Genomic DNA, 15,701 nt, shown 5'->3' with positions numbered 1-15,701 from the left:
TGCGCAGCCACGACCGGTGCGGAGCCAGATCACCTGGATGTGGGATGGGTGAAGGGCACCTTTGACCGGGTTAGCCGGTCGAAGGTGCCCTTCACTCGGAACGTCAGAGCACTGTGGACAGGTGCCAGGGGACGAATTCTTCTTCTCCGTAGCCGAGTTCTTCGCTCTTGGTCTCCTCGCCGGAGGCCACCCGGAGGATGTGGTCGAAGATCTGCTGGCCCATTTCGGCGACCGTCAGCTCGCCGTCGGCGATGACTCCGCAGTTGATGTCCATGTCGTCGGTCATCCGCTCGTACAGCGGCGTGTTGGTGGCCAGCTTGATGCTCGGTGCTGGCTTGCAGCCGAACGCCGAACCGCGCCCGGTGGTGAAGCACAGCAGTTGGGCGCCGCCAGCGATCAGGCCGGTGGCGTTGACCGGGTCGTAGCCGGGTGTGTCCATGAACATCAGGCCGTGCCCGTTGATCGGCTCGGCGTACTGCAGCACGTCGACGAGGTTGGTGGTGCCGCCCTTGGCCGCCGCGCCGAGCGACTTCTCCAAGATCGTGGTCAGCCCGCCCGCCTTGTTGCCGGGCGACGGGTTGTTGTTGATGGAGCTGCCGTCGATCTGGACGTGCTTCTCCCACCAGGAGATCCGGTCCACCAGCTTCTCGCCGACCTCGCGGCTGATCGCGCGCCTGGTGAGCAGGTGCTCGGCGCCGTAGATCTCGGTGGTCTCGCCGAACACCGCGGTCCCGCCGTTGCGGATCAGCAGATCGGCCGCGGCGCCCAGCGCGGGATTCGCGGTGATGCCGGAGTAGGCGTCGGAACCGCCGCACTCCATCGCCAGGATCAGCTTGTCCGCCGAAACCGTCTGCCGCTGGTAGGCGTTGGCGATCGGCAGCATCTCCTCGATCCGCCGCACGCCCTCGGCGACCGTCTTCTTGGTGCCGCCGAGTTCCTGGATGGTCATGGCGTGCACCGGCATGCCCGGCGGCAGCCGCAGGTCCTCGGTGAGGCTCTTGACCTGGTTGACCTCGCAGCCCAGCCCGATCACCAGCAAACCGGCGATGTTGGGATGCCCGGCGTAGCCCTGCAACGCGCGGCGCAGCACCTCGAAGCCCTCGTTGCCCCGCCCGCTGTGCCCGCAGCCCAGGGTGTGGGTCAGCGGGCAGACGCCGTCGACGTTGGGGTAGTCGTCGAGCACCCCGGATGCCTCGACCCGGCGGGCGATCATCTTCGCCGCGGTCGCCGAGCAGTTCACCGAGGTCAGCACCGCGAGGTAGTTGCGGGTGCCGACCCGCCCGTCGGGTCGGACGAAGCCCTCGAAGGTGGCCCGCTGCGCGCTGGGCAGGTACTCGGTGGGCATCACTTCCACACCGAACGCGTGTTCCCGCTGGAACTCCTGGTAGACCACGTTGTGCGTGTGCACGTGCTCGCCAGGCTTGATCGGCTGGGCGGCGAAGCCGATGATCTGGCCGTACTTGCGGATCGGCGCGCCCTCGGCGATGTCCACAGTGGCCAGTTTGTGGCCGCGCGGCACCGGGTCGGCGACCGGCACACCGGCGTAGGTGCCGGGTTCGATGTCGTTGCGGGCGATGAGGACCGAATCATCGGCGTGCAGGCGGAATCCCAACTGGTCCAAGTTCGGCGACGACAAACCGGATCACCCTCGTTTCACGAATATGAAATCGTTTCTGCGTGGTGAACCCGATGGTAGTCGTCGAATGCCCAGCTTGTCACCGAAGACCGATCCGTCGGCGGATCACCAGCAGGCTGACGAGACTCGCCGCGGCCGCGAACATCAGGTAGTAGCTCGGCGCCAGGCTGGTGCCGCTGAACCCGATCAACCAGGTGCTGATGAACGGTGTGAACCCACCGAAGATGCTGACCCCGAGGTTGTAGCCGACCGACATCCCGGTGGCCCGGGTCTCGATGGGGAACAGCTCGGCCATCAGCGCCGGTAGCGCGCCGAAGTAGCACGCCTTCAACAACCCGATCAGCAGCATCATGGCGACCATCACGCCGAAGCCGGGGAAGGCGACCAGCAACGCGAAGATCGGGTAGATCAGCAGCAGGATCAGCACGGCGAACACGCTCATCAGCGGAACCCGGCCGATCTTGTCCGACAGGTGCCCGGCCAGCGGTGTGACCGCGGTCAGGACGACCCCGGTGACCAGGGTCGCGGTGAAACTGGTCGACGCGGGCAGTCCGAGTTGCTTGATCGCGTAGGTCGGCATGTAGGTGATCGTGTAGTTGAGCACCGTCGAAACCAGCAGCGCGCCGATCACCAGCAGGATCCGGACCTTCTGGGTGCGCAGCACGGTGCGCACCGGCGACTGCGGGGTCCGCACCGCTTCGGTGAACTCCGGTGCCTCGTCGATGAACCGCCGGATGTAGTAGCCGACCGGACCGACCAGCAGGCCGATCGCGAACGGGATCCGCCAGCCCCACGACTCCAACTGCGCCGGGCTCAGCGTGGTGGTCAGCAGCACCCCGACACCGGCCGACACCAGCGTGCTCAGGCCCTGGCTGGCGAACTGCCAACTCGCCACGAACCCGCGTCGGCCCGGGACGTGCTCCACCATGAACGCGGTGGCGCTGCCGAATTCGCCGCCCGCCGAGAAGCCCTGGATCAACCGGGCCAGCAGGATGCCGATCGGCGCGATCATGCCGATCGTCTGGTACGAGGGCATCAGGCAGATGATCGCGGTGCCCAGCACCATCAGCCGGATCGACAGGGTCAGCGAGGCCTTGCGCCCGGCGCGGTCGGCGTAGGCACCGAGCACCACCGCGCCGATCGGCCGGATCAGGAACGAGACGCCGAAGGTGCCCAGCGTCAGCAGCAGCGACACCGTTTCGTCCTGCGCCGGGAAGAACACCTTCGACAGGACCGTCGCGAAGATCGCGTAGACGGCGATGTCGTACCATTCGAGCGCATTGCCGATCGAGGCGGCCGCGATCACCCGGAAGGGCTTGAGCGGTGCCGCCGGGGCAGTGGAAGTGGCCATCACCGTCTCCGTTTTCGGTTGCGAGCGCGCGATTCGGGCTTGCGCGGTGGGGTGGTGAAAACAAGCGCGAGATCGCCAACGTCCGCGCAAACCCGTTGTGCGGCTGGTGAATCAGCGATCGAGCTCGCCGAGGTCCCAGAACAGCCCGGCCATGATCCGCAGCGCCTCGCGGGCCACCGAGCCGAGCAGGTGCTCGTTCGGGGCGTGCTGCGCGCAGGCCGGGTAGGAGTGCGGGACCCAGACGGTGGGCAGTCCGAGCACTTCGGCGAAGGCGTCGTTGGGCAGGGTGCCGCCCAGGTTCGGCAGCAGCGCGGGTTTGGTGCCGGTGGTTCGCCGCAGCGAGTCCAGCGCCCAGCGCACCCACTCGTTCTCGGGGTCCAGCCGGGTGGCGGCGACGCTGCTGCGCACCTCGATGTCGATCATCGAGAAGCCGTGCTCGTCGAGGTGCTCGCGCACGATCCGCTCAAGGTCGCGCCAGTCGGTGCCGACCACGAAGCGCAGCTGGCAGTGCGCTTCGGCGCTACCGGGGATGGCGTTGACCGGGGCCTGCGGTGTTCCGGCGGTGAACGCCAGCACTTCCAGGGTGTTCCAGCCGTAGACCCGTTCGCTCGGGGTCAGGCCGGGCTCGCCCCAGTCGGCGTTGATGGTCGGGGAGTCCGGGCCGCCGTCGACGGTGACATCGGCCAGCGCGGCGCGCACCGAATCCGGGATCTCCGGTGGACGCAGCCCCTCGACCAGGAGTTTTCCCTGATCGTTGACCATGCTGGCGATCGCGTTGGCCAGCACGCTGGCCGGGTTGCGCAGCAGCCCGCCCCAGTTGCCCGAGTGGTAGCCGTTGTCGCGCAGGTTCAGGCGGAGCGTGAAGTTGACCGCGCCTCGCGAGCCGAGGAACAGCGTCGGCCGCGGTGCCGAGAGGCGGCAGCCGTCGGAGGCGATCAGCAGGTCGGCGGCGAGTTCGTCGGCGTGCTCCGCGCAGACTTCGCCCAGACCCGGCGAACCGGTCTCCTCGCTCATGTCGAGCAGGACCTTGAGGTTGAAGCCGAGCCTGCCGCCCCGGGTTTCGAGGACTTTTTCCAACGCGGCGAGGTTGATGGTGTGCTGGCCCTTGTTGTCGGCGGTGCCGCGCCCGTACCAGCGGTCGCCTTCGATCGACAGCTGCCACGGGTCCAGCCCGGCGCGCCACTGCGCGTCGTGACCCAGCACGACGTCACCGTGACCGTAGGTGAGCAGTGTGGGCAGCGTGTCGTCCTCGTGCCGGTGCGCGAGCAGGAACGGTCCGCCGCCGGGCACCGGGTTGTCGACGATGTGGGAGGTGCAGCCGAGGCCTTGAACGGCTGGGGTGATCTCATCGACGAGGTACTGCCGCAGCACGTCCGCACGCTGCTGGTCCTGGCTCTCGGTGCGGAAGGCGACCCGGCGCGCGAGGTCGGCGCGGAACGCACCGGAGTCGAAGTACTGCGCCGCCCGCTCGACGGCCGCCTCTCGGGTCATTGCGATGCCCCTCCCGCAATCGCTTGCGCGCCAAGGGTTTTCGACAACCGGTGCGCGAATTGGATTTCGCAAACTCAACCACACCGAACACCGGTCGACCAGCAGAAAAAAGACAATGCGCCGTTGCCGGATCGGCAACGGCCGCCGGGTTGGCGGTGGCGCGCCGAGTAGGCTGCGAAGCCAGCGCGGCGGGAGGTGGTGGATGCAGTCCAGCTGGGGACCGCTGCGGTACTTCCTGGAAGTGGCGCAGACCGGCTCGATCCGGGAGGCCTCCGAGCGGCTGCACGTGGCGACTTCGGCGATCAGCCGCCAGGTTGCCAAGCTGGAGCACGAGGCGGGCATGCCGCTGTTCGAGCGGCAGCCGCGCGGCATGGTGCTCACCGAGGCCGGTGAGATGCTGGCGACGTACGCGCGGCGGCGGATGCGCGAGGAAGAACAGGTCCTCGCCGAAATGCGGGATTTGCACGAATCGCACCGCAGCACGGTGAAAGTCGCCAGTTCGGAGGGATTCGCGCAGGACTTCCTGCCGGAGGCGATCGTGTCCTTCCGCGCGGCACATCCCGGCGTCCGGTTCCGGCTGAACGTCATAACTCCGGCCGCGGCGACCCGCGAGGTCTGCGACGGGATCGCGGACATCGCGGTCACCTTCAGCATGGCGCCGGAGAAGGGGGTCCGCGTCGAATATTCCGAACGCCACGACATCCAGGCCCTGGTCCGCGCCGATCACCCGCTGGCCGACCGCTCGCGGGCTTCGTTGGCCGACCTGTTGCCCTATCCGCTCGCCCTGATGGAAGAGGGCACCACGCTGCGGCAGTTGTTCGACATCTGCTGCAGCATGGAAGGTCTGGCGTTCGACCCGGATTTCGTCAGCAACCACTCGATCGCCCTGCACGGCTTCGCGCGCCTGTCCGGCGGGGTGACCCTGACCGGCCGCCTCAGCGTGCGCCGACGGCTTCAGGTGGAGGGCCTGGTCGCGATCCCGTTGACCAACCCGGAGCTGCTGCAACGAAATCTCCAGATCCAAACCATGGCTCAGCGCGAGCTGCCACCGCCGGTCCGCCTGTTCGTCGACCACCTGATCCGCACCATCCGCGACGACGGCGCGGATGAACGGCGGTGAGCCGGTCACGCTGCGAAGTGCGCATCGTCCTCGGCTGCGTTCGGGCGTAATGTGCCGGTAACACTTGACACTTCCCGAGCTCGGCCAAGACCCTGTTGGCTACCCGTGCATTTCTAGAGGGGAATTCTAGAGTCGGGCTCGGGCCGTTGTGGAGGTTGGCCGAGAGCCGGTCGCGGAAGGGCGGAGCAATGGGGCTCTCGTACGTTCGTGAACTCTCCGAGTACCCGACCGGATCCCGCCGGGTGCGAATCCTGGCGATGGCGGTGCTGGCCAGCCTGATCGGCTCCTACGAGGGGCAGATCGCGCCGGTGGTGCCGCTGTTGCTGGACGACCTCGGGATGAGCCTGGTCACCTACGGCTCGGTGTCGGCGCTGGCCCTGATCTTCGGGGCGGTCGCTGCGATGGTCGGCGGGCGGCTGACCGACCAGTTCGGCCGGGTCCGGGTGCTGATCCCGCTGATGCTGCTGACCGCGCTGGCGTGTTTCGGCATGACCCTGGTCAGTTCGCCCGGAGAACTGCTGCTGGCGCGCGCGGTGCTGTCGGTGTTGGATGGCGTGGTGATGGCCGCAACCGCGCCGCTGGTGCGGGACTTCTCGCCGCGGATGGGCCGGGCACAGGCCTTCGGCTTCTGGACTTGGGGGCCGGTCGGCGCGAACTTCCTGGCCGCCACCATCGCCGGGCTCACGCTGCCGCTGTTCGACAACTCCTGGCGTTCGCAATTCCTCATCATGGGCGCGGTTTCGCTGGTCATCTCGCTGGTGATCGCGTTCAACATCGCGGACCTCTCGCCACGGTTGCGGGCGCAGATCCAGCAGACCGAGCACCGCTCGCTATCCGCCGCTGACGTCGCCCAGCCGCTGCGGATGCGCGACCTGTTCGGCCACGCCACGATGTGGGCGCACGTCACCGGCATCTCGTTCTGGTTGGTGCTCTACCTGACGCTGTCGTTGTTCGGGCAGACGATGCTGGCGGACAGCTTCGGCCTAAGCGCCGCCTCCGCATCGGCGGTGATGAGCGGGTTCTGGGTGCTCAACCTCGGCACGCTGATCGTCGTCGGCCGGATTTCCGACCGGCTGCAACTGCGCAAACCGATCACCGCCGCGGGCACCGGCCTCGCGGTGCTGATGACCGCATATCTGGTGGTGCTGATCGGTCAGGACTCGATCTCGATCGGCCAACTGCTGGTCACCGGGGCGCTGCTGGGCGCGGGCATGGGTGCCGCGTACGGGCCCTGGATGGCGAACTACTCGGAGAACACCGAGGACATCGATCCGCGGTTGCAGGGCAGTGCGTGGGGCGTTTACTCGTTCCTGACCCGGGCGATGGCCGTGGTGGTGCTGTTCCTGCTGCCGAGGGTGGTGGAGGCCGCCAGCTGGTCGGTTTGGCTGTCCATCGGTCTGGGGTGCATGGTTTTGTTCCTGCCGGTAATGCTGCTTTTCCGTGGACCGTGGCGGCGCCCGGCGGCCGGAGTGGCCGCCTCGCCCGCCGTCGAGAAGGCCGAAGGGTGAGGCGATGACCGAACTTTCCCAGGACGCCGTCGATCGGGCCGACCTGACCGGGATCGGCCGCGTCGACATCGACGATGTGCTGGCCTACCTGCACCGCGACCTCAAACGACTACCCGGCTACCTGGACCTCTACCGGCGCTACCTGCGCCAGCGCTGGAACGTCTACGAACTGGACTTCACCCAGGACGTGGTGGACTGGACCGACCGGATGACCCAGGTCGAGCGGGACGCGTTCGTGGCGATCTCCTCGGGATTCCACCACGGCGAACGGCAGGTCGAGGTGGAACTGCCGGTGTTCATGCTCGGCGGCAGCGAAGAGTCGAAGATCTACATGTCCAGCCAGATCGAGGACGAGGCCCGGCACACCGTGTTCTTCGACCGCTTCTACCGCGAGGTGGTCGGACTGCCGGGCGAGTCGATCCAGGACGTGCTGGACGCGTCCTTCCACCACGTGGCCGAAACCTTCGTCGGGCCGTTCGGCCTGCTCGCCTACCAGGCCGACGAACTGCGCAGGGACCCGGAGAACCCGGCGCTGCGGGTGCGCTACGGCACCAACTACTTCCTGTGGATCGAGGGCGTGCTGGCGCTGTCGGTCATGAAGATCACCCTGACCTACTGCCGCGACCGCGGCTTCCTGCCCGGCTACTACGCCGGATTCACGGCGACCTGCCGGGACGAGGCGCGGCACGTGCAGTTCGGGATGCGGTTCCTGCGCGACTCGGTGCGCGAAGATCCGCGGCTGCTGCTGGAGATCCACGACACGCTGCGCACCATCCTGGCCATCAACGGCGCGACCAGCCGACGGGTGGCGCTGGAATCGCTGGGCTGGTCACCGGAAGAGGTGCGGCGGCTGATGATCCGCCAGCTGAACATGAAGCTCTCCGACGTCGGCATCGACCTGGCGCCGGACATCGAGCGGATGATCGAACGGATCGAACCCGAACTGGCAGGGGGATGAGCGTGCAGCTGTTCAGTCCGCAGTGGGCGCAGGAGGCCCGGGAGGTCGTCGACCGCGGCCCCGACGAGGCGATCCGGGCGACGAAGCTGGCGAGCTACTGGGAGTGGATCGACCGGGCCCGCGAGTCCTATTCGTCGTCCTGGGCATTGGGCCTGCGGGAAACCGGGAAGTACCTGCGGTTGCAGTGGTCCGACGGGAAATGCGTCGACGCATCGATCCGGGACGAGCCCGACGCCGACTACGTGCTGACCGCCGAAGCCGACGTGTGGCGGGACATCCTCACCGGCGAGGACACCGGAAGACTGCTGATGTACCGGCGGATGCGGTTGGTGCACGGCGATGTCCTGCTGTTCTTCCGCGGCATCTACTTCGTGGTGGAATCCGTCGCCGCCATCGGACGCATCCCCGCCTCAATGCCCTCGGGCGCGTAGCCGCCGCAGCATGCGGGCGTCGGCGAAGCCGACCGCGTGCGCGGCGGCCTCGACCGTCGTGCCCTGGCCGATCAGGTGCTCGGCGCGCTCCACGCGGAGCGTGTGCTGGTAGCGCAGCGGCGTCAGCCCCGTGGCCTGCACGAAGGAGCGGGTGAGGGTGCGTTGGCTGCAATCGGCGGACGTGGCGAGCGCGGCCAGCGGCAGCGGTTCGGTGAAGCGCGCGTCGATGAGGTCCTGCACGCGGTGCACGGCGTCGTTGAGGTGCGAGCGGTGCCGCAGCATCACGCTGGCCTGCTGTTCGTCGCCGTTGCGGCGGGCGTAGACCACCATGCCGCGAGCCACCCGCGCCGCCGCACCCGGACCGTGCTCGGTCGCGACCAGGTGCAGGGCGAGATCGATACCGCTTGCGATTCCGGCGGAGGTGATGATCCGGTCGTCCTCGACGAACAGCACATCGCGCACCACCGTCGCCGCCGGATACCGGTGGGCTAGTTCGTCCTGCAGATCGTGGTGGGTGGTGCAGCGCCGATTCCGCAGCAGCCCGGCCTGGCCCAGTGCGTCCGCTCCGGAACACACGCTGGCCACCATGCCGCCCGCGGCGTGGTGGGCGCGAAGGCGATCGGCGCTCGCGGCGTGCAGTCGCGGCCAGCGCGGCGGGTCGGGAATGCGCGAGCCGGGCACCAGGACGAGATCGTCTCCGGTCAGTTCGGGCCACCGCGTGTCGGACCGAATCGGTAGGCCCTGTGCGCTGACCACGTTCTCGTCCTGGCCGACGAAGCACAGCGCGTAGTCGTAGCCGAGATTGGCTGCGGTGGAGAACACCTGCGCTGGACCGGCCAGGTCGAGCAGGTGCAGCTTCGGCAGCAGCAGGAAGACGATACGGGTCACGATCTGATCAGCCTACCCGGCTCGCGCACCGGAGAGCCGAGGTTCCCGATTCGGCCTGGAACTGGGAACTTGCTGACGCGGATTGCGGCCAGCGAACTTTTCGTGCGAGACGTCAGGTCGCAGCGGGTGGTGGAGAAATCTCGAACCGGCTGGCCGAATCGCTCGTATTCATCCTACGCGGCGGCGAAATCGTCGAACGGATGTGGGCCGCCGCAAACGGGCATCCCCACGTCGCGCACGACATGGGATGCGGTAGAACCGCAGCCGGTGCGGACCGACTGCTCGTGTTTATCACATCCCTGGGAAATCGAAGTCCGTGGTGCCGCCAACAGGCCCGTTCACGCCGCTGTGACCTTCGGAGCCGGTGCTGCTGTCGGATCCGCTCTGGTTGTGGCCGGGACGGTGGTCATGTCCCGGGTCGGCGTGGGAGCCGTGGTCACCGTGGTGATCGTGGTCCGGGTGATCTGCCAGCAACAACGTCGTCGGAGCCCCCAGCGGGGCAGCCGAGGCGACGCCGCCGATTCCCAGTGCGAGTGGCGCGGCCAACGCCAACGCGGCCACTGCTCGTGCACTTGTACGCATCGCGATTCCCCTGTCCTGCGAGTGGAGATCATTTACCGGATGCGAGCTCTGATCCTCGTCGAATGGGAGCTCGTCCGATATCCACCGTAGTCAACGCAGTTAGGGAATCAAAGTATTCCCGCATGGACCTTCCTGCTAGGATTGGGAATCTCCGGTCGATCGCTTTGGTCCAATACTCCGGATCGAGTTGTCTGCACAGGGAAGAAAGTCCCGAAGAATTGAGGACCAATTGCCCGGAAATGGATCAAATTGCCTGACAATCGGTCCGATTCCCTTTTTCTCGTGGCAGCATCGTGGATTGCGCAGCGTGTTGATCGTCCGGCGGACCTGGGGTCTCAGGATGTTGGCGTGCCGGTGAGTTCCGTCACGGTGCGAATGGTCGCGAAGCGGCCGGAGAGCGCGTACTCGGTGCGGGCGATGATGTCCGCGGACTGCAGGGTTCGGGGATCGGCCAGCAACTCCGCGATCGTCTGATCGGCCGGAGCATCGCGATGCGCGATCGGATTGGTCGCGGTCGCGTCGACGACGAACGTCACGTCGTAGCCGAGGTCCGCGGCTATCCGGGTGGTGGTCTCGCAGCACTGCTCGGTGCGAATCCCGGCGACCGACAGCTCCCGAATGCCCCGTCGCGTCAGGATCTGGTCCAGGTTCGTGGTGGTGAAGGCGTTGTGCGCGGTTTTGGTCAGCAGCGGATCGGTGTCCGCCGCGGCGAGCCCGTCCTGCAGGCGCACGTGCCCGTTGACCGGGTCGAACACGTTGCCGGTACCCGGTTCGCCGTGCAGGACCCAGACGACCAGATCGCCTTCGGCGCGGGCCAGCGCCACCAGCCGGTTGACCTGCTCGACGATCCCGGGATTGGAGATGACCTGCCACAGCGGGCGCTGCCGGAAGGACTCCTGGACGTCGACGACGATGAGTGCTCTGTTCACACCTCGGGAGTCTTGCCGCCCGCGAGTCCACCGGGAAGGCATGATCGCGGCGCGGGCCGGAACGATCTGGTCACCGCACGGCGGCCGGGTCAGCGGCCGTGCGCCGCTCGCTGGCCGTCCGGATGCCTCGACTGGCCAGCGCTCGGTCCATCGACGACCGCCTCGCCCACTGGTTCCGGCCGCTCGGCGTCGCGCCGCTTGACCAGGGCCGTCGCCACCCCGCACAACGCGATCGCGGTCATGCACAGCAGTGCTATCCGGTAACCGAGGACGAGTTGGTCGACGGCCTGCCCGGACACACCGGAAATGGTTCCGGCGAACACCTCGTCGCGCAGTTCCGCGGGCAGCGCACTGGTGATGATCGACAGCCCCAGTGCGGTGCTGATCGTCACCCCGACGTTCTGCACGGTCAACCGCATCGCATTGCCGATGCCCACCCGGTTGCGGGGCAGACCGTTCATCACCTCGGTGGCGTTGGCGGGCATGAAAAGCCCGGATCCGGCACCGATCAGCACGAGCCCGACCGCGACCGGTCCATAGGGGACGGTGGGGGACACGGCGATCGCCAGCACCACCAGCCCGACGACGGTCAGCCCCGCTCCGGTGACCGCGATCGCGCGGTTCGACATCCGGCCGTGCAGCAGCCCCGCGCTGGTCGAAGCGATCACGGTGGTCAACGGCAGCAGCAGCACCTTCAACCCCGCCGCCACCGGGTCGTCGCCCTGCACCGCCTGGTAGAACAGCGCGACCAGCAGCAGCACGGACATTCGCGAAACGGTGTTGAGCAGGCCTGCGGCCAGGCCGAACGAAAATCCGGGATCGCGGAACAGGTCGATGTCCACCGCCGGGTTCCGGCGACGCCGCTCGACGGTCAGGAACACCGGTGCGAGCACCACGAACAGCGCGAACGAGCCGATCACCAGCGGGTCCGTCCAGCCGTGCTCGCCGACTTGGGAAAGCCCGAGCAGAAAACTGCCCAGGCAGAACAGGATCAGCAGGTTGCCCGGCACGTCAACGCCGCGTTCGGCGGTCCGCCCCTTGTCGGTGCGCAACACCGCCGAGCCCCACACCAGGCACAGCAGCCCGACCGGGACGGTGCTCCAGAACACCCACTGCCAGCCGAACCGATGGCTGAGGAAACCGCCGAGCGTCGGTCCGAGCAGCTGTGCGACGGAGAACGACGCGATGTAGATGCTCATCCCGCGACCGAGGTGTTGGCGCGGGAACGCGGTGGTCAGCAGCGCGGCGCTGTTGGCCAGCAACATCGTGCCCCCGGCCGCCTGCACCACGCGCAGCGCGACGACCGTCCACGCGGTCGGCGCGAAACCCAGCGCCAGGCTCGCGGCGGTGTAGGCGGCCAGCCCGCACAGGTACATCCGTCGGCGGCCGAACAGGTCGGCCAGGCGACCGAAGAAGACCATCAGGGTGGTCGTGGTGAGCATGAACGACAGCAGCATCCAGCTCGCCGCGGTGGCGCTGGCCGCGAAATGCCGGGAAACCTCGGGCAGTGCCACGTTCAGCGAACTGGTGCCCAGCGCGGTCAGCACGCTCGCGATGCTGACCACGGACAAGACGCGCCACGCGTAGCGCAGCTGATCGTCCACGTCCGAGCCTCCCCGTCGAAGCGGCAAATACTAGAACCGTATTCGCAAGCCCTGCAACGGCGGAAGCGCCCATCGGCGCAAAACCCCTTGGCAGTGGCGGGAATCACTCGCAGGATATTTCTAGAACTTCGCTCTAGAAGCCACTGTGTCCTCCCGCTCGAACCTCAGAACCACCGACCGTCCTGCCACTGCACGCACCGCGGCCGCTTACCCGTCCGGCAGAACTCCACCAAAGCCTGGTGGATTGCCTCGATCGGCAGGACCGCAGAGCATTCGAAGGGGGTCGGCGTCGTCGCATCGAACCAAACGGTGGGCACATTGACGAGCGGCTCGGGATTGTGGGTGTCCCAAACTCCACCGCCGTCGCCTTCCTGCACGAAGTTGATCGCACCCCAGGTCACGGATTCGTCCACGTTCACCCGGAGCTGGTGGCCGGGCCGATCGTCAACGGACCTGTCGTGCGGACGGTCCCACACGTAGAAGCAAACGCCACGGGCCCGCTCTGCACGGAGGCCATCTCGAATCAACTCACGGATGCCAATCGTGTCAGCGGCGAACCGACGCTCCCTCCCGAACAGCGCGGTGACCACCATCCGCGTCTTAGTAGCCATGCTTACGCCTCTCCCTCGAAAATGATGGGTTGATCAGCGTCGGGTTCCCACACGGCCAACGTGAACCCCCTAGGCAGTATCGCAGGTATCGCCGACCGGCAGCCGTATTCCTCTTCGCAAACGAAGTTGTTGATCGCAATCACCCCATAGGGGATACCCTGTTCACGCATCCGTTGCGCGGCTTTGACCTCCACGTGCTTGGCCACTTCTGGGCCAGCTTGTGCGGAAAGTGGATGTCGAGGGAATTTGCTTGAATTGAGGAGTACCAACGCGGCCCGAGCCGTCACGTCATCGCGCTGCTCGTCCCGGCCGCTTACGATCTCAACTTCGTGTCCGTCGGAATCGAGGAACACGCCTTTGGTCGCACTGCCCATCTTCCACTTCGGCAAACGCTGGCGCGCGGCGTTAGCCCATCGCGGGTTGACTGCCGGATCCGCTGTTGTGCTGGGTGTGGTTGACGGGTGGGGCACGCTCGGTGATGTTTTCTCAGCTTGGCTGATGGCGAGTTGTAGTCGGTACCTCTCTATAAAATGCCTGCACTCGTCCACGAGCTGCCGTTGCTCGAACAGTTGATCGCTTTTCTGTTGGTGGGTGAACAGGATCCCCTGCGCTTCGAGGTCGTTCGTGCCGTGCAGGACCGCCAGAAATCGTTCGCTGGCGTCCAACGCGTCTTGAGCTGTTGTCAGCGTGGTGCGGGCGGTTGTGAGCTTGTCGACGATGTTGGCCAGAAGTTGGTCGAGGTCGCTGAGGGCTGACACGCCGGTCTCCTTCGCTGCCGCGAGCAGGCGTTGAGGAGATCGTTCCGGGAGGCTCTGACGTTTTCGGGGACAATTTGGGCTGCTTCGGCGGATTGCCGCTTTCGGGTCGCCGAAGCAGCCCGGTGGGTCAATGCGTGATCGGGTTGCAGACCGCTGTCACGGTGCAGAAGCCGATCGGGCCGCTGGTGTCGTGGACCGTGCACTCCGCCACCGCGATGCCGTCTTCGTTGATGTGGCCGGAGGATTGCATGCCGATCGCATCGCTGAGCGGCAGGCGGCTGAGCGTCAGCGTGTAGTCGGCGTTGATGAACTCCAGTCCCTTGTCGCCGTAATTCGCCAGCGGGCTGGCGAAATCTCCCGCCAACGCGACCCGGACGAACGGCGACATGGACTCACCGGTGACCAGTTCGTGGTGGTCGCGCACCCAGGAGCGGCGCGTGCCGTTGGCTCGCCAGTCGTCGGTCATCTCGCCCTCGGCGTTGAGCAGCCAGACGTCGAACGGCGGCGACCAGCCGGTGAAGTCGACGCGCGCCGGGCCGAGTTCGGCGGGTGTCGGAGCGTCCCAGCCCTTCGTCGCGGGCACCGTGCCGGTGGGCTGCTCGCCCCGGCGCAGCAGTACCGCGCTGGCCCGCGCCACCGGTGTATCCCCGGCGAACACCGTCGCGTCGGCGACCCGGATGCGGCGGCCGTCGCGGACCCGCTGCGTTTCCACCCGCACCGGCTCCAGCTTGGTGTTGCGGAACAGGTCGACGGTCAGCCGGGTGAAGTGGAACTCGGGCCCGGCCTGCTCGCATTCCAGCGCACGGGCGAGCAGTCCGCCGAACAGCCGCCCGTGCATCATGTCCGGCGCCCACGGGCTGCTCGCGTCCGCGCTGGGCACGAGCTGACCGTCGGACGCCGTGAAGAACGCCGCCGCACCGTTGGTCTCGGCCATCAAATCTCCTTCGCATCTTGCGGAAGGCGGCCACGAGCGACGCGGAAACCGCCGCTCATGATGCCTCCGCAGTGTCTTGCGGGGCACCCGGACCAGTGTTTTGCGGGACACCCGCACCCGGGATGTTTTGCGGGACACCCGCACCCGGTGTTTTGCGGGACACCCGCACCCGGTGTTTTGCGGGACACCCGCACCCGGGTCGGCTGCGCGAGCGGGAAGAATCGTCACTCACACAGCCTCCTCGTCTTCTTCGCGAAGCGGGTCCAGTCGGCGGATCAGCCGCAGCGTGGCTTCCAGGACCTTGTTCGCTTCCCGCTTGCTCGAACACGTCGCGATCTCCCGACCGGCCTCGCCGATGATCGTGGTGAGCACCGCGACGGTCACCCGATCCACCGGATCGGTGCCCGCGCCCAGCAGCACCGCGTTCTGCCGCACCCACTCGCGGCCGCGCGTGCGGCGGATCAACTCGAAGCCGGGCGGGCCGTCGCCGTCCATGAACAGGCGCACCAAGTCGCGGCGCGCCCACGAGCCCTCCAGGAACGCCCGCGCCCCCACGTTGAACAACGTCAGCGGGTCCTCCTCGCCGCCCGTGCGGGCCTTGGCGACGGAACTCATCGCGCTCTGCTCGTGGGTGGCCTGATGATCTTCCCAGAGGGCCAGGAACAGCTCCGTCTTGCCGCCGAAGTGGTGGTAGAGGCTGCCCACGCTGGATCCGGCCCGCTCGACGACCTCGGCGACGCTGGCCTCGGCGAAACCCTTCTCGGTGAACACCTCGCGCGCGGCCTGCAGCAGCACGCGGCGCGTCTCTGCGGTCCGGCTCCACTGCCAGGCGTTCGAGCGGCTCGTCCTGCGCACCATGCACACCTTCTCGTCGGTTTCGTCTGGTTCGTCGGAGTGAGG

The 15,701-nt window shown here is 67.2% G+C and carries 14 protein-coding genes; 4 read left to right on the top strand and 10 right to left on the bottom strand.

Annotated elements, in window-relative coordinates:
• Positions 1–103: 103 nt before the first annotated feature.
• From ACTWQN_RS04380 to ACTWQN_RS04370, 3 genes are all read right to left on the bottom strand, one after another.
• A complete protein-coding gene (locus ACTWQN_RS04380; RefSeq protein WP_443201995.1) occupies positions 104–1,636 on the bottom strand; it encodes a UxaA family hydrolase in 1,533 nt (510 codons plus the stop codon).
• Positions 1,637–1,715: 79 nt separating this feature from the next.
• A complete protein-coding gene (locus ACTWQN_RS04375) occupies positions 1,716–2,987 on the bottom strand; it encodes an MFS transporter (RefSeq protein ID WP_443201994.1) in 1,272 nt (423 codons plus the stop codon).
• A gap of 111 nt (positions 2,988–3,098) precedes the next feature.
• Positions 3,099–4,478 (bottom strand): M20 family metallopeptidase, encoded by a 1,380-nt coding sequence (locus ACTWQN_RS04370; protein ID WP_443201993.1) that lies wholly within the window; start codon positions 4,476–4,478, stop codon positions 3,099–3,101.
• Positions 4,479–4,680: 202 nt separating this feature from the next.
• On the opposite strand from ACTWQN_RS04370, the gene ACTWQN_RS04365 reads away from it, so the two are divergent.
• The 4 genes from ACTWQN_RS04365 to ACTWQN_RS04350 all read left to right on the top strand — a co-directional run bounded on the left by ACTWQN_RS04365 (position 4,681) and on the right by ACTWQN_RS04350 (position 8,495).
• Positions 4,681–5,598: a LysR family transcriptional regulator gene (locus ACTWQN_RS04365; protein ID WP_443201992.1), complete on the top strand. Its 918-nt coding sequence runs from the start codon at positions 4,681–4,683 to the stop codon at positions 5,596–5,598.
• A 188-nt stretch (positions 5,599–5,786) separates the two neighbouring features.
• Positions 5,787–7,106, top strand: coding sequence for an MFS transporter (locus ACTWQN_RS04360; RefSeq protein ID WP_443201991.1), 1,320 nt, complete (start codon positions 5,787–5,789; stop codon positions 7,104–7,106).
• A gap of 4 nt (positions 7,107–7,110) precedes the next feature.
• Positions 7,111–8,064 (top strand): ribonucleotide-diphosphate reductase subunit beta, encoded by a 954-nt coding sequence (locus ACTWQN_RS04355; protein ID WP_443201990.1) that lies wholly within the window; start codon positions 7,111–7,113, stop codon positions 8,062–8,064.
• A 2-nt stretch (positions 8,065–8,066) separates the two neighbouring features.
• Positions 8,067–8,495, top strand: coding sequence for a hypothetical protein (locus tag ACTWQN_RS04350; protein WP_443201989.1), 429 nt, complete (start codon positions 8,067–8,069; stop codon positions 8,493–8,495).
• Here the strand turns inward: ACTWQN_RS04350 and ACTWQN_RS04345 are convergent.
• From ACTWQN_RS04345 to ACTWQN_RS04315, 7 genes are all read right to left on the bottom strand, one after another.
• Positions 8,475–9,383 carry a GlxA family transcriptional regulator gene (locus tag ACTWQN_RS04345; RefSeq protein ID WP_443201988.1) on the bottom strand — a complete coding sequence of 303 codons (909 nt, stop codon included), beginning with the start codon at positions 9,381–9,383 and terminating at the stop codon, positions 8,475–8,477. The genes ACTWQN_RS04350 and ACTWQN_RS04345 overlap by 21 nt on opposite strands.
• Positions 9,384–10,300: 917 nt before the next feature.
• Positions 10,301–10,894, bottom strand: coding sequence for a cysteine hydrolase family protein (locus ACTWQN_RS04340; RefSeq protein WP_443201987.1), 594 nt, complete (start codon positions 10,892–10,894; stop codon positions 10,301–10,303).
• 89 nt (positions 10,895–10,983) lie between these two features.
• A complete protein-coding gene (locus tag ACTWQN_RS04335; protein ID WP_443201986.1) occupies positions 10,984–12,498 on the bottom strand; it encodes a DHA2 family efflux MFS transporter permease subunit in 1,515 nt (504 codons plus the stop codon).
• 164 nt (positions 12,499–12,662) lie between these two features.
• The gene (locus ACTWQN_RS04330; RefSeq protein ID WP_443201985.1) at positions 12,663–13,109 is read right to left on the bottom strand and encodes an Imm1 family immunity protein; all 447 of its coding nucleotides are present in this window, start codon (positions 13,107–13,109) and stop codon (positions 12,663–12,665) included.
• A 2-nt stretch (positions 13,110–13,111) separates the two neighbouring features.
• On the bottom strand, positions 13,112–13,867 hold the full coding sequence (locus ACTWQN_RS04325) for a DddA-like double-stranded DNA deaminase toxin (protein WP_443201984.1): 756 nt from the start codon (positions 13,865–13,867) through the stop codon (positions 13,112–13,114).
• A 127-nt stretch (positions 13,868–13,994) separates the two neighbouring features.
• Entirely contained in the window at positions 13,995–14,801 is an 807-nt protein-coding gene (locus ACTWQN_RS04320) for a thioesterase family protein (protein ID WP_443201983.1), read from the bottom strand.
• A gap of 228 nt (positions 14,802–15,029) precedes the next feature.
• On the bottom strand, positions 15,030–15,659 hold the full coding sequence (locus ACTWQN_RS04315; RefSeq protein ID WP_443201982.1) for a TetR/AcrR family transcriptional regulator: 630 nt from the start codon (positions 15,657–15,659) through the stop codon (positions 15,030–15,032).
• Positions 15,660–15,701 lie beyond the last annotated feature (42 nt).

Origin of the sequence: Saccharopolyspora antiqui, assembly GCF_052246905.1 — a bacterium.
Lineage (GTDB): Bacteria > Actinomycetota > Actinomycetes > Mycobacteriales > Pseudonocardiaceae > Saccharopolyspora.
This window is presented reverse-complemented; position numbering and strand designations above follow the sequence as displayed.